The 21,729-nt window shown below is 63.9% G+C and carries 16 protein-coding genes; 2 read left to right on the top strand and 14 right to left on the bottom strand.

The window, feature by feature from the left end; genetic code table 11:
• Position 1: 1 nt before the first annotated feature.
• From AC07WC_RS06340 to ndk, 14 genes are all read right to left on the bottom strand, one after another.
• Positions 2-1,015, bottom strand: coding sequence for a hypothetical protein (locus tag AC07WC_RS06340; protein ID WP_495209243.1), 1,014 nt, complete (start codon positions 1,013-1,015; stop codon positions 2-4).
• Positions 1,012-3,738, bottom strand: coding sequence for a class I SAM-dependent DNA methyltransferase (locus tag AC07WC_RS06335; protein ID WP_495209242.1), 2,727 nt, complete (start codon positions 3,736-3,738; stop codon positions 1,012-1,014). The genes AC07WC_RS06340 and AC07WC_RS06335 overlap by 4 nt, the downstream gene beginning before the upstream one ends.
• Before the next feature lie 268 nt (positions 3,739-4,006).
• Positions 4,007-5,572: a glutamine-hydrolyzing GMP synthase gene (gene guaA / locus AC07WC_RS06330; RefSeq protein WP_495209241.1), complete on the bottom strand. Its 1,566-nt coding sequence runs from the start codon at positions 5,570-5,572 to the stop codon at positions 4,007-4,009.
• Between the two features lie 111 nt (positions 5,573-5,683).
• Positions 5,684-7,141, bottom strand: coding sequence for an IMP dehydrogenase (gene guaB, locus AC07WC_RS06325; RefSeq protein WP_026069766.1), 1,458 nt, complete (start codon positions 7,139-7,141; stop codon positions 5,684-5,686).
• A gap of 270 nt (positions 7,142-7,411) precedes the next feature.
• The gene (gene folD / locus AC07WC_RS06320; RefSeq protein WP_019183081.1) at positions 7,412-8,293 is read right to left on the bottom strand and encodes a bifunctional methylenetetrahydrofolate dehydrogenase/methenyltetrahydrofolate cyclohydrolase FolD; all 882 of its coding nucleotides are present in this window, start codon (positions 8,291-8,293) and stop codon (positions 7,412-7,414) included.
• Between the two features lie 146 nt (positions 8,294-8,439).
• Entirely contained in the window at positions 8,440-10,266 is a 1,827-nt protein-coding gene (locus AC07WC_RS06315) for a monovalent cation:proton antiporter-2 (CPA2) family protein (RefSeq protein WP_495209240.1), read from the bottom strand.
• A gap of 165 nt (positions 10,267-10,431) precedes the next feature.
• A complete protein-coding gene (gene moeB / locus AC07WC_RS06310; protein ID WP_495209239.1) occupies positions 10,432-11,568 on the bottom strand; it encodes a molybdopterin-synthase adenylyltransferase MoeB in 1,137 nt (378 codons plus the stop codon).
• 73 nt (positions 11,569-11,641) lie between these two features.
• Complete coding sequence (der, locus tag AC07WC_RS06305) at positions 11,642-13,033, bottom strand: ribosome biogenesis GTPase Der (RefSeq protein WP_019183084.1); 1,392 nt, start codon at positions 13,031-13,033, stop codon at positions 11,642-11,644.
• A gap of 12 nt (positions 13,034-13,045) precedes the next feature.
• Positions 13,046-14,254 (bottom strand): outer membrane protein assembly factor BamB, encoded by a 1,209-nt coding sequence (gene bamB, locus AC07WC_RS06300; RefSeq protein ID WP_495209238.1) that lies wholly within the window; start codon positions 14,252-14,254, stop codon positions 13,046-13,048.
• Entirely contained in the window at positions 14,254-14,892 is a 639-nt protein-coding gene (locus tag AC07WC_RS06295) for a YfgM family protein (protein WP_495209237.1), read from the bottom strand. Before AC07WC_RS06295 ends, bamB begins: the two co-directional genes overlap by 1 nt.
• Positions 14,893-14,951: 59 nt before the next feature.
• Positions 14,952-15,815 carry a RodZ domain-containing protein gene (locus tag AC07WC_RS06290; RefSeq protein WP_495209236.1) on the bottom strand — a complete coding sequence of 288 codons (864 nt, stop codon included), beginning with the start codon at positions 15,813-15,815 and terminating at the stop codon, positions 14,952-14,954.
• 6 nt (positions 15,816-15,821) lie between these two features.
• On the bottom strand, positions 15,822-16,619 hold the full coding sequence (gene pilW, locus AC07WC_RS06285) for a type IV pilus biogenesis/stability protein PilW (RefSeq protein WP_495209235.1): 798 nt from the start codon (positions 16,617-16,619) through the stop codon (positions 15,822-15,824).
• Complete coding sequence (rlmN, locus tag AC07WC_RS06280) at positions 16,606-17,811, bottom strand: dual-specificity RNA methyltransferase RlmN (RefSeq protein ID WP_495209234.1); 1,206 nt, start codon at positions 17,809-17,811, stop codon at positions 16,606-16,608. Before rlmN ends, pilW begins: the two co-directional genes overlap by 14 nt.
• Before the next feature lie 10 nt (positions 17,812-17,821).
• Entirely contained in the window at positions 17,822-18,247 is a 426-nt protein-coding gene (gene ndk, locus AC07WC_RS06275; protein WP_008265389.1) for a nucleoside-diphosphate kinase, read from the bottom strand.
• Positions 18,248-18,567: 320 nt separating this feature from the next.
• Between ndk and AC07WC_RS06270 the strand changes: the two genes are divergently transcribed.
• Together AC07WC_RS06270 and AC07WC_RS06265 are read left to right on the top strand one after the other, a co-directional pair.
• A complete protein-coding gene (locus AC07WC_RS06270) occupies positions 18,568-19,230 on the top strand; it encodes a TetR/AcrR family transcriptional regulator (protein WP_495209233.1) in 663 nt (220 codons plus the stop codon).
• A gap of 43 nt (positions 19,231-19,273) precedes the next feature.
• Positions 19,274-21,646, top strand: a complete 2,373-nt coding sequence (locus tag AC07WC_RS06265) for a 3-hydroxyacyl-CoA dehydrogenase/enoyl-CoA hydratase family protein (RefSeq protein ID WP_495209232.1) — start codon at positions 19,274-19,276, stop codon at positions 21,644-21,646.
• Positions 21,647-21,729: the final 83 nt, after the last annotated feature.

The following is a 21,729-nucleotide window of genomic DNA, read 5'->3' as shown; positions in this document are numbered from 1 at the left end:
GCTAAATCAACCCTCCGAAACGCCGTCCCCTAACCATCTTCCTCACATCCGCTAACCGATGCCCGTATAGCACTTCAAACTCCTCAAGTTCCAGCGCTGTTAACAAGAAAGACCCGCCTTCCGGCCTAAAGACTAAAACCTTTCCATCGTAGACGCCGAACCCGTGATTCTCAGGCATTGGCAGCGTCAACTTCTCCATCCCGTTGTCATTCTCACGATAGCTCTTTGTGACAACAGGACCAAATTCCGTCCTGAACGTAATCTCACCAATAAGCGTCGACGCACCCCCAGCCTTCTCGAGCCCAAAATATCTTCGGAATCCATGCGGAGCAAAGATCTGATTACCTGGCTTATCCTCTCCTCGATTCTTAGTAACGTACCCTGCCTCGATCCAGAACCCGGAAAGCACGCCCCCGACCTTGGCCGATCTACTTCCATCACGCAAATCAACTAAAGCGTCCAAACGCTCTTCATATACTTCTAAAATATCATCCAGCGGACAAGCTCGCAGCCACAATTCTTCAAACACATCTCGAACAGGCTTGATGCGCGAATCAATACGAGCCTTTTGCGCAGCAATAATTGCCGCACCAGCTTCAACACTACGCCGAAGACCATTATTCGAGAAGTTGCCGGACCCAAGGACTACCCCCTGCACTTGGGTTTTCGTGTTCTTCATCATTGCAACTTTTGGATGAAAATCGCGACGAGGATCGAAGCCAGCTCTTTCTACGACAAATCGTCCGTCAAACACCCTCACCTCTGTGTTAGTACGCAATGCGATCTCACGCAGTGCGCGCGGATCGGTTCTGCCGTAGTCAATACCAAAAAGCCATCTTGACTTTGTGCGCTCCCAAAAATCCATCCCAACGCACAACTCGAACTCTCGGAAGCCAGACTGAGTAGCATATGCAAAACATCCGAAAAATTCATCCGCTGAAATCTCACGCCTTACACGATCGATTTCTGAAAGCGTCGTCTTGCCTAACACAATACTATGTGCGAATCCGGTCATCTTGCCACCTTATGGTACAACGCAAATAAGCTCTCCAGCCTGTCGGTGTCATTCTTCATTCGGCGACCAAAGTAGATCCTCTCAATCAATTCATCATTTTGACGATGCGCCTCGCGCAGCTCTTCCGGCATAGCGTTCGCGTCGTAGAGCTCGGCAATGGTTCTTGGAAAATGCCTTTGGCGTGCGATTAAAATGTTCTCAGATGCTCGCTCGAGATCGATCCGATTCTTCTCGGTAAGGGCTGGGACCGGAAAAGTATTCCACCCAAGCGTGTTTGAGTATGAGAAGTCCGTCCGCATGCGGACGCAAACCGTACCTATCCAAACCCAATGGAGACGAGAGGCGATCAACGCAAAATTCCAAAGTGGCGCATCGTAAAGAGCGAAATTTCGATCTCCAATGACGTATTCTGCACTCACGAGATCAACTGGCAGATACTCGCGATTCTCAGAAGACACCCTTGGCACGACTATCGCGGATCTCTTCGCCGTACCCGCAATCTGCACAAAGCGGTGCGGCAGGTCCGCAAACGCGCGAGTAGATTCAGCAGGAGATTGCCGCCTGTTTTCAGCCACGAGCAGGAGCCGGCTGGCGATGAACGGACTCTTCCTAGCCGCTTCAACCTCGCCATCTCCAATCCAGAGGCAGAACCTCATTTTCCCGTTAATTAATTCATCGGAGCCTAGGAATCTTCGTACATAATTCCTCGCAGCAGGATTCATTCGGAGTTCGCGTGCCTCCTGAGAGGTAAGGAACAGGTGACCACCATCTCGCGGCATGTTTCCGAACAACATGGTGGACTGTGGACCTAACGGCCTATTCGCCTTAATCACGGCATCCGGCATATTGGGCACGAGATAGGGCCCGATGACCTCACAATCACGCACAAGGCCATCATCGCCAAAAATCCGTTTCGGTAAAGGCGACTTCGGACCCAGACCAACAATGATTACGGTAACACCGGCGTTATGAACGGCGAGATTCTTCCACGTAAACGGTGCATGTGCGAACCGAATCTCTCTCCCTTGTTGAGTCACAACTGGCCAAATCTCGGATGCTTGCTGACCCTGGCAGATGCTATTGGTTGTAACAAACGCCGCCACCGCATCTGGCACCATGCGGGCGTACTTGAGATAAGCGGCGATCCAGCCAGACACTAAGTCGGTAGTCTTGGCAAGCTGCGGGTGTTCGGCCCAAGCAAGCGCCAGGTCCGCCTTTTGCTCTTGATCTTGCCACTTGCTCCCTCTGTAGGGCGGGTTGCCGCATATATATGTTTCACCACCCTCATTCTCAAATTCGACCGGCACCTGGCCCAGCGGCGTCCTAAACAAATCGTCGCTTACAATCTCTACACCGCCCCCTGTCGGCGGGCAGACGCTCAACCAATCAAGACGAAGCGCATTACCGCAGGTGATCCAATTCTCATTGCGCAACGGCAGAAATTCCAATAGCGCCAATTTCTGCCCCCGATATAAAACATCGCACTGATACTCAGCAATAACCAGGGCAAGGCGTGCAATTTCAGCCGGAAAGTCACGCAACTCTATTCCGCGAAAGTTAGTAAGCGGAATCTCTGACGCACGATCCGGCTCGCCGCGTCGACGATTAATGTCGGCCTCGATGGCACGCATTTCCTTATAAGCAATAACAAGAAAGTTTCCGGACCCACACGCCGGATCAAAAACTCTGATCTTCGTCATGCGCTTGCGCAGATTAAGCAAGATGCGCTGATTATCGCCCGCACCTGAAAGCTTTGAGCGCAGGTCATCAAGGAACAGCGGACCCAACACCTTAAGAATGTTTGGCACGCTGGTGTAGTGCATGCCCAGCTCCCCGCGCTCCTCGTCGTCGGCGACCGCCTGAATCATCGAGCCAAAAATGTCGGGGTTGATCTTGGTCCAATCCAAGCTCCCAACATGCAGCAGGTAAGAGCGGGCGATTCTGCTGAACCGAGGCACTGCGTTGCTTCCCGCGAACAACTGGCCATTGACGTAGGGGAAACTTTCCGCCCAACGTGGAATGTTGGCTGCCGCCCGATCCTCGCGCTTGGTATTCATGGCGCGGAACAACGTAGCGATAACCTCGTCAGTGTTCGTCGAGTCCTTTGCGCTCATCACCGTCACAACTTCGGTGAAGCCAGCCCTCCCAACGAAGATGTCGGTATCCTCAGCGAAGAAGCAAAAAATTAGCCTCGCCATGAAATGGTTCATGTCGTGGCGGCGCTCGACGCTACCCCAATCGGGATTATCCTTCAAAAGCTCGACATATAAGCGATTCAGCCGACTGGTAGCCCTGATGTCGAACGCATTCTCGCTAATCTGGCGTACGGTGCTTATGCCTGCCAGTGGCAGGAAGAAGCCAAAGTGATCCGGAAAATCAGGGAAGGCGCAGGCAACGGTCTCGCCACTGCCCAAGTCCTCGGCCTGGAACTCTACGCCATCGGTAGCGAGAATAAACTTCGACTTAGCCTTGGCAGTGGCCGGACTACCCCTAAGGGCGGCCAGCGTCTGCGTCACGCGCCCTGCGTCGCAGGTCAGGATATGGATGTTGCTCGTCTGAAGTACACCGCCCAAATCAGACTTATTCGAGGCCCCCGCACGAAGTCGCTTGATCGTTGTTGCCTTACTGCCGAAGGCCTCAAGGAACAGATAGGGAAACTCTGCAGGGTCGAAGGACCGCTCTGCAAGATCTGTAATGGCCTGTTCGATTTCTACTGCATTCACGGGCGTTCAGCCTCCGCTCGCGGCGAGGCATCCAAGCCACTGTGATTCTGTAAGGCGCTCATATCTTGTCCTGCATTCTTTGAGGCTATGGAGGACTTCCAACAACATAGAAGCCTTCGACGCGATTCATCATGCCATGAAGAATCGCTACTTGACGATTTCAAATGTTGGGCCGGCAGCGTGTTGCGAGATCATTAAAAAGCCCGCGGTAACGCGGGCTTAGAGGCGCGTTCGCGCTACTGATTGTGAGCCGACGCCAGACGCCAACTCACTCCCACTCAATAGTAGCCGGCGGCTTCCCCGAGATGTCATAAACCACCCGCGACACCCCCCGCAACTCATTGATGATCCGGTTGCTCACCGTACCCAGGAACTCATACGGCAGGTGCGCCCAATGCGCGGTCATGAAGTCGATCGTCTCCACGGCCCGCAGCGCAATCACCCACTCATAAGCGCGCGCATCGCCAACCACGCCCACCGACTTCACCGGCAGGAACACCGCGAACGCCTGGCTGGTCTTGTCGTACAGGTCCGCCTTGCGCAGCTCATCGATGAAGATGGCATCGGCCTTGGCCAGCAGCTCGGCGTATTCGCGCTTCACCTCGCCCAGAATACGCACGCCCAGGCCCGGGCCCGGGAACGGATGGCGGTAGACCATGGTGCGCGGCAGGCCGAGTTCGACGCCGAGGCGGCGCACTTCGTCCTTGAACAGCTCACGCAACGGCTCGACCAAGCCCAGCTTCATGTGCTCCGGCAGGCCGCCCACATTGTGGTGGCTCTTGATCACATGCGCCTTGCCGGTCTTGCTGCCAGCCGATTCGATCACGTCCGGGTAGATGGTGCCCTGCGCCAGCCACTTGGCGTTCTTCAGCTTGTTGGACTCTTCATCGAAGATGTCCACGAACAGGTTACCGATGATCTTGCGCTTGGCTTCCGGGTCGCTCACGCCTTCGAGCTTGGCGAAGTAGCGGTCCGCAGCATTCACGCGGATCACCTTGACGCCCATGTGCTCGGCGAACATCGCCATCACCTGGTCGCCTTCCTGCCAGCGCAGCAGGCCGGTATCGACGAACACGCAGGTCAGCTTGTCGCCGATCGCCTTGTGCAGCAGCGCGGCCACGACCGACGAATCGACGCCGCCGGAGAGGCCCAGGATCACTTCGTCATCGCCCACCTGTTCGCGCACGCGGGCGATCTGGTCGTCGATGATGTTGGCGGCGGTCCACAGGGTCTGGCAGCCGCACACGTCCACCACGAAGCGGCGCAGCAGCGCCTGGCCCTGCAGGGTGTGGGTCACTTCCGGGTGGAACTGCACGCCGTACCAGCGCTTTTCTTCGTTGGCCATGGCGGCCACCGGGATGCGGTCGGTGGTGGCGGTGATGGTGAAGCCCGGCGGCGCAACGGACACGTGGTCGCCGTGGCTCATCCAGACATTCAACTTCGGCTCGCCGCCGTGGTCGCTCAGGCCCTTGAACAGCGCATCGGGGTTGATCACGTTCACTTCGGCGTGGCCGAATTCGCGCTGGTCAGCCGCTTCGGTGGCACCACCCAGCTGCGCGGCCAGGGTCTGCATGCCGTAGCAGATGCCGAAGATCGGCAGGCCGCTGTCGAACACTTCTTGCGGCGCGGCGGGCGCGCCCGGCAGCGTGGTCGATTCCGGACCACCGGACAGGATGATGCCCTTGGCGCCGAAGGCGGCGATGTCGGCCGGGTTGTGGTCCCATGCCCAGATCTCGCAGTACACGCCGAGCTCGCGGATGCGGCGCGCGATCAGCTGGGTGTACTGGGCGCCGAAATCGAGGATGAGGATCTTGTCGTTATGGATGTTGGTCATGGTGCCCGGGCAATGCAGGAGTAAATACGGGAAACACAGCGTCGTTACCGGCGGCGGATAGAGAAAGAGGAACGGGAATCAGCTTCCTCGTTCCTCTTTGCTCATACCGCATCAGGCGCGGTAGTTCGGCGGCTCTTTGGTGATCTGCACGTCGTGGACGTGGCTCTCACGTTGGCCGGCGCCGCTGATCTTGACGAACTTCGGCTTGCTGCGCATGTCTTCGACGGTGCCGCAGCCCACGTAGCCCATGGTGGCGCGCAGGCCGCCCATCAGCTGGTGGATGATGCCGCCGACCGGGCCGCGATACGGCACGCGGCCTTCGATGCCTTCGGGCACCAGCTTGTCGGCGCTGGAGGCGTCCTGGAAGTAGCGGTCCTTGGACCCCTTCTCCATCGCGGCCAGCGAGCCCATGCCGCGGTAGCTCTTGTAGGAGCGGCCCTGGAACAGCTCGGTCTCGCCGGGCGATTCCTCGGTACCGGCCAGCAGGCCACCGATCATGATGGTGGAGGCACCGGCGGCCAGCGCCTTGCCGATGTCACCGGAGTAACGGATGCCACCGTCGGCGATCAGCGGGATGCGGTCCTGCAGCGCTTCGGCAACCAGGTCGATCGCGGTGATCTGCGGCACGCCGACGCCGGCAACGACGCGCGTGGTGCAGATCGAGCCCGGGCCGATGCCGACCTTGACCGCGTCCGCGCCGCTGTCCAGCAGCGCCAGCGCGGCTTCACCGGTACAGATGTTGCCACCGACGACCTGCACCTGCGGGAAGTGCTTCTTGACCCAGCTGACGCGGTCCAGCACGCCCTGCGAGTGGCCGTGCGCGGTGTCCACCACCAGCACGTCCACCCCGGCGGCGACCAGCGCCTCGACCCGGCGGTCGGTATCGCCACCGACGCCGACGGCCGCGCCGACCAGCAGGCGGGTGGCGGTGTCCTTCGCGGCGTTGGGGTAATCGGTGTTCTTCTGGATGTCCTTGACGGTGATCAGGCCGCGCAGGGCGAAATCATCGTTGACGACCAGGATCTTCTCGATGCGGTTGCGGTGCAGCAGCTGCAGCACTTCATCGGAGGCCGCGCCTTCCTTGACCGTGATCAGGCGATCCTTCTTGGTCATGATGTGGCGGACCGGATCGTCCAGCTCGGTCTCGAAGCGCATGTCACGGTGGGTGACGATGCCGACCAGCTGGCCGCCGCCGTCCACCACCGGCACGCCGGAGATGTTGCGCGCCTGGGTCAGGGCCAGCACGTCGCGGATGGTGGTTTCCGGACCGACGGTGATCGGGTCGCGGATGACGCCGGCCTCGAACTTCTTGACCTTGGCGACTTCGGCAGCCTGCTGCTCGACGCTCAGATTCTTGTGGATGATGCCCATGCCGCCGAGCTGGGCCATGGCGATGGCCAGGCGGGCTTCGGTGACGGTATCCATGGCAGCCGAGAGGATCGGAAGCTTCAGCCGCAGGTCGCGCGTCAGGCGCGTTTCCAGACTGACATCCTTGGGCAGGATGATGGAATGAGCGGGGACGAGGGAGACGTCGTCGTAGGTGAGAGCTTCAGCCTGGATGCGCAGCATCGGCATACCCGAGATGTGGGGAAGCGCGACATTTTACCCTGATTCGGGCGTCTTTGGCAGGGGGCGGATGCGACGCTGTGTCGCGCCGACGGTCGGGGGGGTAGAGCCGACCGTTGGTCGGCTGGCCCTGGATCGACCTGCCACCGCGCCAAGTGCAGCCGACCAACGGTCGGCTCTACCAGGGGCGACAGGCCAGGACCATCGCGGCGGCAGGTGTCGGCCCGGGACCGCGGCCGCAGCAGACGCCGACCATGGGTCGGCACAGGCCGGTCAGAACGCCTCGGCCGCCTCGATCGTGTTCTGCATCAGCGTGGCCACGGTCATGGGCCCTACCCCGCCCGGGACCGGGGTGATCCAGCTGGCGCGCTGGGCGGCGGCCTCGAAGCCGACGTCACCGACCAGGCGGCCATCGTCCAGGCGGTTGATGCCCACGTCGATCACCACCGCGCCCGGCTTCACCCATTCACCCGGGACGATGCCCGGGCGGCCCACCGCGACCACCAGGATGTCGGCGTTGCGCACCGACTGCTCCAGCACGTCCTTGGGGGTGAACTTGTGGCAGCTGGTGACGGTGCAGCCGGCAATCAGCAGCTCCAGCCCCATCGGGCGGCCGACGTGGTTGCTGACGCCGACGATGGTGGCGTTGCGGCCACGCACCGGCTGGTCGGTATGGCCCAGCAGGGTCACGATGCCGCGCGGGGTGCACGGGCGCAGGCCGAACTCACGCAGGGCCAGATGGCCGACGTTTTCCGGGTGGAAGCCGTCCACGTCCTTGCGCGGGTCGATCCGGTGGATCAGGCGGTTGGCGTCCGGGATGCCCGGCAGCGGCAGCTGGACCAGGATGCCGTGGATCTTGGGATCGGCGTTGAGCTGGTCGATCAGGGTCAGCAGCTCGGCCTCGGTGGTGCCGGCCGGCAGGTCGTAATCGAAGGCTTCGATACCCACTTTCTCGGCCGCACGGCGCTTGTTGCGCACGTACACGGTCGAGGCCGGGTCGCCCCCCACCAACACCACGGCCAGGCCCGGACGGCTGCCACCGGCAGCCAGGCGGGCATCGACCCGGACCTTGAGGCTGTCCAGCAGGTCTTCGGCGATGCGGCGGCCGTCGAGAATGCGGGCGGAAGAGACGGTGTCGGGGGTCGGTGAGCTCATCGAGGGCAGCAGGCGTGGGGGCGACGGTCGGCTATTGTCCCTGATTCGGCCCGCCCCGCCCACCGGTAGTGCCGGCCGCTGGCCGGCAGCCACGATCGCCCGGGCAGCGCCATCGGGGTGCCGGCCAGCGGCCGGCACTACCCTCCTCATTCTTCTTCGGGCACCTCATCCGCGTTGAGCGTGCGCGCCTTGCGCTTGGGCGCGGTGAACGGCGTCGGCGTGGGCACGCCCGGCAGTGCGGTGCCGAACACCATGTGCGCGCCGGCGCGCAGGTCTCCGCCCGCCATCTCCAGCTCGAAGCGTTCCGCATCCCGCTCGCGGATCTGCTCGGCGATCTCGCGCGCATCATCCGGATCGGCGCCCAGCTCCATCAGCGCGGCCTGGCCGAACTGCAGGGCCGATTCGAAGGTCTCGCGGATCTGGAAGTCCACGCCGGCATGGATCAGGCGCAGCGAATGCTCGCGATCAAACGAGCGCACCAGCAGCTTGGCCTGGGGGAACTCGTGGGTGACCAGTTCGACGATGCGATCGGCATCCTGGTCGTTGTTGACGCATACCGCGATCGCACGCGCTGTCCCTGCGCCAGACGCATGCAGCACATCCAGGCGGGTGCCGTCGCCGTAGTAGATCTTGAACCCGAAACGCTCGGCGTTGTGGATCATGTCCACGTCGTTGTCGATGATGGTCACATCCACGTCGCGCGCCAGCAGCGACTGACTCGCCACCTGGCCGAAGCGACCGAAGCCGATCAGCAGCACGCTGCCGGACAGGCCGTCGGCTTCTTCGACGCCATCGAGCGAGACTTCGCGATCCGGCATCAGCTTGTCGTGCAGCAGCACGAACAGCGGCGTCAGCGCCATCGAGAGCACGACGATCGCGGTGAGGTTGGCGTTGACCTGCACGTCGATCACACCGGCCACCGCCGCGGCAGAGAACAGCACGAACGCGAACTCGCCGCCCTGCGCCATCACCACGCCGCGGTCCAGCGCCTGGCGATGATCACTGCCGAGAATCCGCGCGACCACGTAGATGCAGACCGCCTTGGCCAGCATCAGCGCGAACACGCCGGAGACGATCAGCGGCCAGTTGTTGGCGACTACGGTGAGGTCCAGCGCCATGCCCACGCTGAGGAAGAACAGGCCGAGCAGGATGCCGCGGAACGGCTCGATGTCCGCTTCGATCTGGTGACGGAAGGTCGATTCGCTGAGCAGCACGCCCGCGAGGAACGCACCCATCGCCATCGACAAACCACCCAGCTGCATCAGCAGCGCGGCGCCGAGCACAACCAGCAGCGCGGCCGCCGTCATCACTTCGCGCGCCTTGGCGGCAGCAAGAATGCGGAACAGCGGATTGAGCAGGAAGCGGCCGACCAGCACCAGGCCGACGATCGCGCCGGCGGCGATACCGACGGTGACCCAGCGCGAGCTCTCACCCGCATCGCTGTGCACCGGTGCCATGAACGCGACCACGGCCAGCAGCGGCACGATCAGCAGGTCTTCGAACAGCAGGATCGAGACGATCTTCTGCCCGGTGGGCAGCGCGATGTCGCCGCGCTCGGCCAGCAGCTGCATCACCACCGCGGTGGAGGTCAACACGAACCCGGCGGCGCCGATGAAGGCGACCGGCAGCGGGAAGCCGAGCAGCATGCACACACCGGTCAGCACCGCACCGCAGACCACGATCTGCAGCGTGCCCAGCCCGAAGATCTCGTTGCGCAGGCTCCACAGATGCGAGGGCCGCATCTCCAGGCCGATCACGAACAGGAACATCACCACGCCGAGCTCGGCGGTATGCAGGATGGCCTGTGGATCGGAGAACCAGCCGAACCCGAACGGGCCGATGGCCAGGCCGGCGGCGAAATAGCCCAGCACCGAGCCAAGCCCGAGCCGGCGGAACAGCGGCACCATGACCACTGCCGCACCCAGCAGGGCGACCACTTTCACCAGTTCACTGGCACCTGCTTCCACCGCCATGCGGTTGTTTCCCCGGACTGCACAAGATGGGTCAACGATAGGGCAAAGCGCGGAAGGGCAATAGCGCGGATGCTGCGTTTAATCGTACTGAATTCAGAACGATGTTGAATCCGGAAGCCACATTGTCCCGAAATCGCCACCATGCTGACACCGGAACCCGCGCCCTCAGGCGCTGCAGAACGCCGCGTAATCGATGTACCCGGGGAACGCGCGCCCAGGCGCACACAGCGGGCAGTCCGGATCGGGCCGCAGCCGCGTCTCGCGGAAGCGCATGCCCAGCGCATCGAAGGTCAGTAGGCGGCCGATCAGCGGCTCGCCGATGCCGAGCAGCAGTTTGAGCACCTCGGTGGCCTGCAGCAGGCCGACCATCCCCGGCAGCACGCCGAGGACGCCCGCTTCCGAGCAGTTCGGCGCGAACGCCGGCGGCGGCGGCTCGGGGAACAGGCAGCGGTAGCACGGCGCGGTGCCGCGCTGGCGGCCGGCATCGAACACGCTGACCTGCCCGGTGAAGCGCTCCACCGCGCCATATACCAGCGGGATGCGGTGCTGGAAGCAGGCATCATTGAGCAGGTAGCGCAGCGGGAAATTGTCCGAGCCATCCAGCACCACGTCGACCCCCTCGAGCAGCGCATCGATATTGTCCGAGCTGACCCGCGCCTGCACGGCCTCCACGTCCAGCGAGGGATTGAGTGCGAGCAGGCGTGCGCGGGCCGAGAGCACCTTGGGCTCGCCGACGCTGGCGTCGGTATGGATGATCTGCCGGTGCAGATTGCTGCGGTCGACCACGTCGTCATCGGCGATGCGCAGGTGCCCTACCCCGGCCGCCGCCAGGTAGAAGCTGGCCGGTGCACCGAGGCCGCCCGCGCCGAGCACCAGCACGCGCGAGGCCAGCAGCGTCTTCTGGCCCTCGACACCCACCTGCGGCAGCAGCAGGTGGCGCGAGTAACGTTCGTTGAAGTCGCGCTCGGCATCGCTCTGCATCGGCTGCACCAGGGGCAGGCCGTCACCGCGCCAGGCGGTGGTGCCGCCGTGGACGGAGGCGACATTCGTGTAGCCCAGGTTCGACAGGAAAACCGCAGCCTCCATCGAACGCTTGCCGCTCTGGCAGATCAGGACGACCTCGCGGTCGGCGGCCGGGAGATGGGTGCTGGGCTCGGCCTGGAGCTCGCCCTTGGCGATGCCGAGCGCGCCTTCGGCCATGCCGGTGGCACGTTCGTGCGCCTCGCGGATGTCGATCAGCAGCGCGCCATGGGCGAGACGTTCGCGGGCCTGCGCCGGGGTGAGTTCGGGGATCGTGCTCATGCGGGGATTATCGCGCACGGGCGCGCCGGCCGCTCCAATGAGAAGAGCCGGCTTGCGCCGGCTCCTCTTTGGATCACTTGCCCTTGACGTGCTTGATCAAGCGGCGCTTGCGCTTGAGCTGACGTTCGGTGAGCACGTTCTTCTTGCCTTCGTACGGGTTCACACCCTCGCGGAAGATGAACTGCACGGGCGTGCCGACCAGCTTGAAGCGCTTGCGGAAGAAGTTCTCCAGATAGCGCTTGTACGACTCCGGCAGGTCTTTCAGACGGGTGCCGTGGACGATGAAGGTCGGCGGGTTGGAACCGCCCGGATGCACGTAGCGCAGCTTGGACACGTGACCACGGATCGCCGGCGGCGGGTTGGTCTCGTAGGCCGTTTCCAGCGCCTTGTTGACTTCGCTGGTGCTGAATTCGTGCGTGGCCGAGGCGTGCGCGGCGTGGATGCAGCGGAACAGCTCACGCAGGCCCGAGCCGTGCTTGGCCGAGATGCGCACCACTTCCGCCCACGGCACGAAGCCGAGCTTGCGCGACACCAGGGCTTCAGCCTGCTCGCGCTGGTAATCGGTCAGGCCATCCCACTTGTTGATCGCCACCACCAACGCACGGCCGGCATCGAGCACCGCACCGAGCACGCTGGCGTCCTGGTCGGTCACGCCTTCGGAGGCATCCAGCATCAGCACCGCGACCTGGCACTGCTCGATGGCCTGCAGGGTCTTGATGACGCTGAACTTCTCGACCACTTCCTCGACACGCGCCTTGCGACGCAGGCCGGCGGTATCGATCAGGCGGTACTCACGACCGTCGCGCTCCATGTCCACCGCGATCGAATCGCGGGTGGTACCGGGCACTTCGGAGGCGATCATGCGCTCTTCGCCGAGCAGACGATTGACCAGCGTCGACTTGCCCACGTTGGGGCGGCCGACGAAGGCAATGCGGATGCGGTTCGGATCGGTGTCCAGCGTCTCGGTGGTGCCCTCTTCCGGCAACCGCTCCACGACCTCGTCCAGCAGATCATCCAGGCCCTGACGGTGCGCGGCCGACACGGTCAGCATTTCGCCGAAGCCGTAACGGGCAAATTCCGAGCGCACGGTGTCTTCGTTCATGCCGTCGATCTTGTTGATCAGCAGCAGGGTCGGACGGGCCAGCTTGCGCAGCCAGGACAGGATCTCGTCGTCCATCGGGCCCTCACGGGCATCGACCACGAACAGGATCAGGTCCGCCTCGGCGGCGGCGGCGCGGGCCTGGCGGGCGGTAGCACCGGCCAGACCTTCTTCTTCACCGGCGATACCACCGGTATCGACCACCAGGAACGGGTGGTCTTCATCAAGACGACAAACACCGTAATTACGGTCCCGGGTCACGCCGGGCTGGTCATGGACCAGCGCGTCGCGCGTACGGGTGAACGCATTGAACAGCGTGGACTTGCCGACATTCGGCCGTCCAACCAGGGCGACCAAGGGCAGCATCGCGGTAACTCCTTATTGTGCCAACCGGAACGCGGTCAGCTTTCCATCAACGTTCTGCACCAGCAGAATCCCATCGGCGGCTACCGGCTGGGCCAGGAGGGCGTCGCCGCCACTCTTGGCGCGCGCCGCGAACTCACCGTTATCGGTCCGCAACCAGTGCAGATACCCCTTGTAATCACCGACCACAACGTAATCGCCGTGGATGACCGGACCGGTCAGCGAACGACGGGCCAGGCCCGTCTGCGACCACATGGCCGAACCGCTGGCCTTGTCCAGGCCGAACACGCCGCCCTTGTTGTCGGTGACGAACACATTGCCCGAGGTCAGGGCCACGCCACCGGCGCCGCCATGATCACGTGCCCACAGCGGACGGCCGGTCGGGCCTTCGATCGCCATGGTCTGGTTCTTGAAACTGCTCACGAACAGCGTATTGCCTTCCAGCACAGGGGCGCCGTCGATGTCGGCCATGCGCTCCAGCTCGGTGCGGCCTTCGCCGGTGCCGACCATCTGGTCCCACAGCGTGCGGCCGTCCTGCATGGCCAGCGCGGCGATGGAGCCGTCGTCGTTGCCGATGAACAGCACGCCCGGACCGGTGACGACCGGCGCGTTGCCACGCACGGTCAGCGCCGGCAGCTCGCGCGGGTTGAACCAGCGCTGGGTGCCGTTCTCGGCATCCAGACCGGTCACGCGACCGTCGTTGCTGCGCACGAACACCATGCCCTGGCCCACGGCCGGCGCGGAGATGACTTCGCCCGGCACCTTGGCACGCCACTTTTCGGTACCGTCGGCCGCATTCAACGCGATGACTTCTCCGTCCAGGGTGCCGATGACGACCAGGCCGTCGCCCACGCCCGGCCCGCCGGACAGACGCAGCTTGGGCTGCTTCTTGACCTTGGCCGGCTCGTAGGTCCAGATCTTCTTGCCGGTCTGCAGATCGATGGCATGCACGCCACCGTAGATGGCGGCCGCGTAGACGCGACCATCAGCGACCACCGGGCCCTGACGGACGCCGATGCGCTTCTCACCCTTGCCGACGTTGGCCGTCCAGATCTTGTCGACCTTGACGGTGGCGTCGAACTTGACCAGCTCGGCCGGTTCCAGCGCCTTCTTGGCCGCCGCGTCCTTGCCGGCGAACCAGCCCTTCATCGTGCTGCAGCCGGTCAGGGCCATGCCCAACAGGGCAACCGTGGCAACGCGCTTGATCATGACCATCTGATTCATTACACCGACTCCGCAGGATCGGTGACGGTGCCACCGGCATCCGTCAACTTGGTTTCCAGCAGGCGCCGCTGGGGCGCTGCCACGTCCAGCGTCTTGAGCGCCTTCTCATACTGCTCGCGGGCAGCATCACGCTTGCCCTGCGCCATCAGTGCATCGCCATGGATTTCCAGGCTGGCGCTGTCGGTCGCGCTGCCGAGCTGCTTGATCGCATCGTCAGGCTTGCCCGTGGCGACCAGCAGGCGCGCAACGCGCTGCTCGATCACCGGCTTGAATTCGGGGTCGGCCTTGATCGCGCGCAGGGTCGCCAGCGCGTCGTCGTTCTTGCCGGCATCGACCTGGGCCTTGGCCAGCTGCAGTGCGGCCAGATCGGCGTAGATGTTGGCCTTGCCGCTTTCCAGGTCCTTCACACCCTTGGCGGCCTGCTCCAGATCCTTCTCTTCCAGGCTCTTGAGGACGATCTGGTATTGGACGTTGGCGCCGGCCAGGCTGTTGCTGTGCCGGGTCTGCCACTCTTTCCAGCCCCAGATGCCACCGATCGCGATGGCTACGCCAGCGAGGATGCTGACACCGTTCTTCCGCAGCCAGCCGCGGACGCGTTCACTTTGTTCGTGCTCGTCGAGCAGGTCGTCGATCGCCATGCGTACTCTCGCCCCGCCCATGAGGAGGAGCTATTTGAATTGGATTGGGGAAACGCGGTTCAGTGCGAAACTGGGACCACGGAGCCGTCAGAGGATACCGTAAAGCGTGCCACGTTGGCTCGCTGGTACGGCGAAAGGTCGACGATAGTGCCGGCCTGCTGAACCTCGACCGCCGATGCATTGCCCAGCACCATGCGGGCCACCTGGCCGGGTGCGAAGCTGCGGGTCTCGCCCGACTTGATCAGGGCCTTCTCGACGGTAGCGCCGTCGGGCCCGGAAATATCGACCCAGCTGTCGCCTTTGAACTGCAGGCTCAGTGCGCCGGCCTGCGGTGCCGGCGCCGAGGCCGGACGCGGGACCGGGGTCAGCGATGCCAGATAGGGCGCCGCCGGAGCCGACGGCCTGGCCGTCTCGACAGCCGCCGGTGTGGCCGCCTCCGGGGTGTCACCCCCTGCCACCGGGACCGCCGCCGGAATCACATCCAGCGAGGCGGTGTTCGGGGTGCTCGCGGTGCCATCGAAATGACCGCGGGTGGCGAACCAGACCGGCACGGCCAGCACGGCGGTGATGCCGACATACAGGACACGGCGGCCCAGGCTCTCGGCGATGCGGCGCGCGCGCGGGGTATGGGTATGGCTGACCAGCTGCGGCGGCACGATGGGCCCGATATGGGCCTGCTCGAGGATCTCGCCGATGTCCACCTTCAACAGGCGGGCATAGCTGCGCAACTGGCCGCGGACGAAGACCGGCGCGCCAAGGCGCTGCCACTGTTCTTCCTCCAGGGACTTCACGACCTGGACCGGCATGCGAAGCTGTTGCCCCACTGCCTCCAGGGTCAGTCCGGCCGCTTCCCGGGCCTGGCGAAGACGAGCTCCGCAACCGGCCGCAGTATCAAAAGCGTTCACAGTCTGGTCATCAATCACAATGCTTCAACCCCGGGGATTAGGTGCCGCATCCTGCGGAAATTCGTCATGAATTCGCTGCAGATAGCGACCGGATGCCGTGCTGTCGCCAAGCCGCGCCTCGATTTGAGAGGCAAGTTGTAACACGGAACGTGTGGCCGGTGCAGCCGTCAAACGCCGTTGCGAAAAGGCCCGGGCTTCGAAATAGCGCCCTTGGGCGTACTCGTTGCGGGCCATCGACTCCAGCGCATAGGCATTGACGGGGTCTATCTCAAGCGCCCGACGCAGGTCGGGAACCGCCCGTTCCGGCTGGCCCGCGTCCAATGCACAGCCACCGGCATTGGCCAGGGCGGAGGCCGGCGTGGTGTAGCCCGGTGCCTGCAGCGCCCGGTCGAACCAGACCAGCGACTCGGCCGGGCGGCCATGAGCACATAGCCACGCGCCATAATTGTTGAGGACATCGCCACGCTCGGGGGCCAACTCCGCGGCCTTGCCGTACAGCTGCCCGGCCTCGGCCTCGTTGCCACGCTGGGCGGCGATCGCCGCCAGCAGCATGTAGGCCTCGGGGCGGCGCGCATCGATCTTCATCGCGGCCCGCACCCGCTTCTCGGCCGCATCCGGGGAACCGGCGCGCAGCGACTCACCGGCCAGGACCATCTGGTCCTGGTAATTCACGCGCTTGCGGATCTCGGGGTTGTCGCGGGCCTCATAGGTCGGTGCGACCTCCAGCGGACCGGACGGCGGCTTGACACCTTGTTTGCCACAGCCGGCCAATGCCAGCGCGAAGAAAACAACGGCTGGCAATCGGCGATCAGGCAGCGGCATCCCGGTTTTTCCCGTCCTGCAGCGTTTTGTTGAACTCGGCCTGGCGGCGCGTGCGATCCATGACCTGGCCCTTGAGCTGGCCACAGGCGGCGTCGATATCGTCGCCACGGGTACGCCGCACCATGGTCAGTACCTGCGAATCGAGCAGGATCTTCTGGAAGGCGCGGATCTCGGTTTCGCCGGAACGCTCATAGCGCGTGCCCGGGAATGGATTGAAGGGGATCAGGTTGACCTTGCCCGAGTTCGACGCCTGCACGGCGTTGTCGAACTGGCGCATCAGCCGCGCCAGCTGGCGGGCATGCTCGGGCTGGTCGTTGATGCCCTTCATCAGGGTGTATTCGAAGGTGACCGATTCGCGGCGCTTGTTGGCACGCAGGTAGCGTGCGCACGAGGCCATCAGCTCGACGATCGGGTACTTCTTGTTGAGCGGGACCAGGGTCTCGCGCAGTGCATCGTTGGGCGCATGCAGCGACACCGCCAGCGACACGTCGCTCTCGGTGGACAGGCGGTCGATCTGCGGCACCAGGCCGGAGGTGGACAGCGTCACGCGCTTGTTGGCCAGGCCATAGCCCAGATCGTCGCGCATCACGCTCATGGCGCGCACGACGTTGTCGAAATTCATCAACGGCTCGCCCATGCCCATCATCACCACGTTGGTGAGACGACGCTGCTTGTGCGGGATGTTGCCCAGGTGGCGCGCCGCGACCCACACCTGGCCGATGATCTCGGCGGTGGACAGATTGCGGTTGAAGCCCTGGGTGGCGGTCGAACAGAACGTGCAGTTCAGCGCGCAGCCGACCTGCGAAGACACGCACAGCGTGCCGCGGTTCTTGTCCGGGATGTAGACCGCTTCGATCGCGTTCTTGCCATCGGTGCCCATCGCCAGCAGCCACTTGTGGGTGCCATCGGCGGAGGGCTTGTCGAACACGATGTTCGGGACCAGCACCTCGGCATGCTGCTTGAGCTTGGCGCGCAGCGCCTTGCCGAGGTCGGTCATCTCATCGAAATCGGTGACGTAGTGATGGTGGATCCACTTCATCACCTGATGGGCACGGTAGCGCGCTTCGCCGAGTGTCTCGGCGAAGAAGCGCTCCAGACCCTCGCGATCGAGGTCGAGCAGGTTCTGCTTGGCCACAGCCGGGCTCGGGACGAGCACGGATGGGATGGCGGTGGGCTGTACGACCTCGTTCACGGCATCACTCTCAGCGCGAGACGACTTCAGTCGCGGCGAAGAAGTAGGCGATTTCGATCGCGGCATTCTCAACCGAGTCCGAGCCGTGGGCGGCATTGGCATCGATGGATTCAGCGAAGTCGGCGCGGATGGTGCCTGCGGCGGCTTCCTTCGGGTTGGTGGCGCCCAGCAGGTCGCGGTGGGCCAGCACGGCGTTCTCGCCTTCCAGCGCCTGGATCATCACCGGGCCGGAGATCATGAACTCGACCAGCGCGTTGAAGAACGGACGCTCGCGGTGCACGGCGTAGAAGCCTTCGGCTTCACGGCGCGACAGCTGCTTGTACTTGGCGGCGACGACCTTCAGGCCGGCCTTTTCAAAGCGGGCGTAGATTTCACCGATGACGTTCTTGGCGACGGCGTCCGGCTTGATGATGGAAAGGGTGCGCTCCAGCGCCATGGGAATACTCCGTTGGGCGGGCCACTTGATCAGCCCGAGGTTAACATGAAAAAAACCCGCGTCAAAACGCGGGCTTAGCCTGATATACGTGCGCCAATTCTAACGTGTAAGCCCGCGGTACGGTAGTGCCGGCCACGGGCCGGCAACGCCATGGCCGCGACGGTCGTGCGCCCCGTTCAGGGAATGAAGGGGTGGCGGCCAGCGGCCGGCACTGCCTCGAGCGGGGATGAACGGATGCCCCGCTCTGCTGCGCCGCACAATGCGGACGCGCAGCCACGGGTCTAATATCAAACAATCGTTTGATTGAACTGCCCTGCCCCATGGCCAAACCCGCCCACTTCTCCACCAAGGACCGCATCCTCGGCGCCGCCGAGGAACTGTTCGCCCTGCACGGATTCGCGGGCACCTCGCTGCGCCAGGTCACCAGCCAGGCCGATGTGAACATCGCCGCGGTCAACTACCACTTCGGCTCCAAGGAGAACCTGGTCAACGAGGTGTTCCGCCGCCGGATGGACGAAATGACCTCGGCCCGGCTGACCCAGCTGGACAGCGCCCGCCGTGAACACCCCGGTGAACTGCGCCCGGTGCTGGCCGCCTTCGTGGAGCCTGCCCTGGCCATGGCCCAGGACCGCCAGACCGGCGGCGCCTTCGTGCGCGTCATCGCCCGCGCCTACGCGGAAAAGAACGACAACCTGCGCAAGTTCCTTTCCGACCATTACGGCCACGTCCTGCGCGACTTCGGCAAGGCGATCTCCGCCTGCGTGCCGGGGCTGAGCAAGGAAGAGCTGTACTGGCGCCTGGATTTCCTCGCCGGCTCGCTGACCTATGCCATGGCCGACTTCGGCCTGATCAAGCGACCCGTCGGTGTCACCGAAGCGGCGCATCGTGCCCATGCCGCCCAGGAACTGATTCATTTCGCCGAAGCCGGATTCCGCGCCAGCGCGGCCTCGAGCGCTTCGACGACCTCCCTTTCCACCCCGTAGAGCCGGGCGCTGACCGGCTTCCAGACAACAAAGGCTTATCGACATGTCCAATTCCCTGCTAGTCCGCCGTGCCGCCGTGCTGGGTGCCGGCGTCATGGGCGCCCAGATCGCCGCCCACCTGACCAACGCCGGCGTCGACACGGTGCTGTTCGACCTGCCCGCCAAGGAAGGTCCGGCCGATGGCATCGTGCTCAAGGCCATCGCCAACCTGGGCAAGCTCAGCCCTGCCCCGCTCGCCAGCAAGTCCTACGCCGAGGCGATCACGCCGGCCAACTACGAGACCGGCCTGGAGCAGTTGAAGGACTGCGACCTGATCATCGAAGCCATCGCCGAACGGATGGACTGGAAGCAGGACCTGTACAAGAAGATCGCCCCGTTCGTGGCCGATCACGCCGTGCTGGCCTCCAACACCTCCGGCCTGGGCATCAACAAGCTCGCCGACGTGCTGCCCGAACAGCTGCGCCACCGCTTCTGCGGCGTGCACTTCTTCAATCCGCCGCGCTACATGCACCTGGCCGAGCTGATCCCGGCGACCACCACCGACGCCGCCGTGCTGGAAGGCCTGGAAGCATTCCTGGTCACCACCCTGGGCAAGGGCGTGGTGTACGCCAAGGACACCCCGAACTTCATCGGCAACCGCATCGGCGTGTTCTCGATCCTGTCCACCATCCACCACACGCAGGCATTCGGCCTGGGCTTCGATGAAGTCGACGGCCTGACCGGCCCGCTGGTCGGCCGCCCGAAGTCGGCGACCTACCGCACCTCCGACGTGGTCGGCCTGGACACCATGGCGCACGTGATCAAGACCATGGGCGACACCCTGCCCAACGATCCGTGGCATGAATTCTTCAAGTCGCCGAAGTGGCTCGACGCACTGATCGCCAAGGGCGCGCTTGGCCAGAAGACCGGCGCCGGCATCTTCCGCAAGGTCGGCAAGGACATCGTGGTGCTGGACCTGGAGAAGCAGGACTACCGCCCGGCCGACCGCAGCGCCGCCCCGGACGTGGTCGAGATCCTGAAGATCAAGAACCCGGCCGAGAAGTTCGCCAAGCTGCGCGAGAGCCAGCACCCGCAGGCGCAGTTCCTGTGGGCGACCTTCCGCGATCTGTTCCATTACAGCGCCTACCACCTGGCCGACATCGCCGAGACCGCGCGCGACGTCGACCTGGCCATCCGCTGGGGTTACGGCTGGTCGCTCGGCCCGTTCGAAACCTGGCAGGCCGCCGGCTGGAAGCAGGTTGCGCAGTGGATCGCCGATGACATCGTCGCCGGCAAGAGCATGAGCAACGCCCCGCTGCCGGATTGGGTGTTCGATGGCCGCGATGGCGTGCACGCCGCCGAGGGCAGCTACAGCCCGTCGCGCAATGCCAAGCTGCCGCGTTCGGCGCTGCCGGTGTACCAGCGCCAGCGCTTCCCGGATCCGCTGCTGGGTGAAACCTTCAGCCCGGGCGAAACCGTGTTCGAGAACGACGGCGTGCGCATGTGGCACGACGGCGACGGCATCGCGGTGGTCAGCTTCAAGACCAAGATGAACACCGTTTCGGACCATGTGCTCAACGGCCTGCAGGAAGCGATCAAGCGCGCCGAGCAGGACTACAAGGGCCTGGTGATCTGGCAGCAGAAGGAACCCTTCTCCGCCGGTGCCGACCTGGCCGGTGCGCTCGGCCTGCTGCAGGCCGGCAAGGTCGACCAGTTCGAAGAGATGGTGCACAACTTCCAGCGCACCAGCCAGGCGATCAAGTACTCACTGGTGCCGGTGGTGACCGCCGTACGCGGCCTGGCCCTGGGTGGCGGTTGCGAGTTCCAGATGCACAGCGCCAAGAGCGTGGCCGCACTGGAAAGCTACATCGGTCTGGTCGAGGCCGGCGTCGGCCTGCTGCCGGCCGGCGGTGGCCTGAAGGAACTGGCCGTGCGCGCCTCGCAGGCCGCCGGTCCGGGCGGTGACGTGTTCGCCGAACTGAAGAAGACCTTCGAAACCGTCGCGATGGCCAAGGTCTCCAACTCCGCGGTCAACGCCAAGGAACTGGGCCTGATGCGCGCGACCGACAAGGTCGTGTTCAACAGTTTCGAGACGCTGTACATCGCCAAGGCCGAAGTGCTGGCGCTGGCCGAAGGCGGCTACCGTCCGCCGATGCCGGCCCGCCGCATCCAGGTCGCCGGCGACGTCGGCATCGCCACGTTCAAGATGATGCTGGTCAACATGCTGGAAGGCCGTTTCATCAGCCCGTACGACTACGAGATCGCCGTACGCATCGCCACCGTGCTGTGCGGTGGCGAAGTGGATCGCGGCACGCTGGTGGACGAAGAGTGGCTGCTCACCTTGGAGCGCAAGCACTTCGTGGAGCTGGCCCAGCAGGAAAAGACCCAGGCCCGCATCGCGCACATGCTCAAGACCGGCAAGCCGCTGCGTAACTGATGGCGTCACGGGCGCGACGGACTCCGTCCGCGCCCGTCTGGTGCCGGCCCCGGGTCGGCACGCCTGTCCCCCTATTTGAAGAG

Source organism: Stenotrophomonas sp. GW821-FHT01H02A, assembly GCF_059422145.1.
Note: the sequence above shows the minus strand (reverse complement) of the source record. Positions and strands in the feature narration are given on the sequence as shown.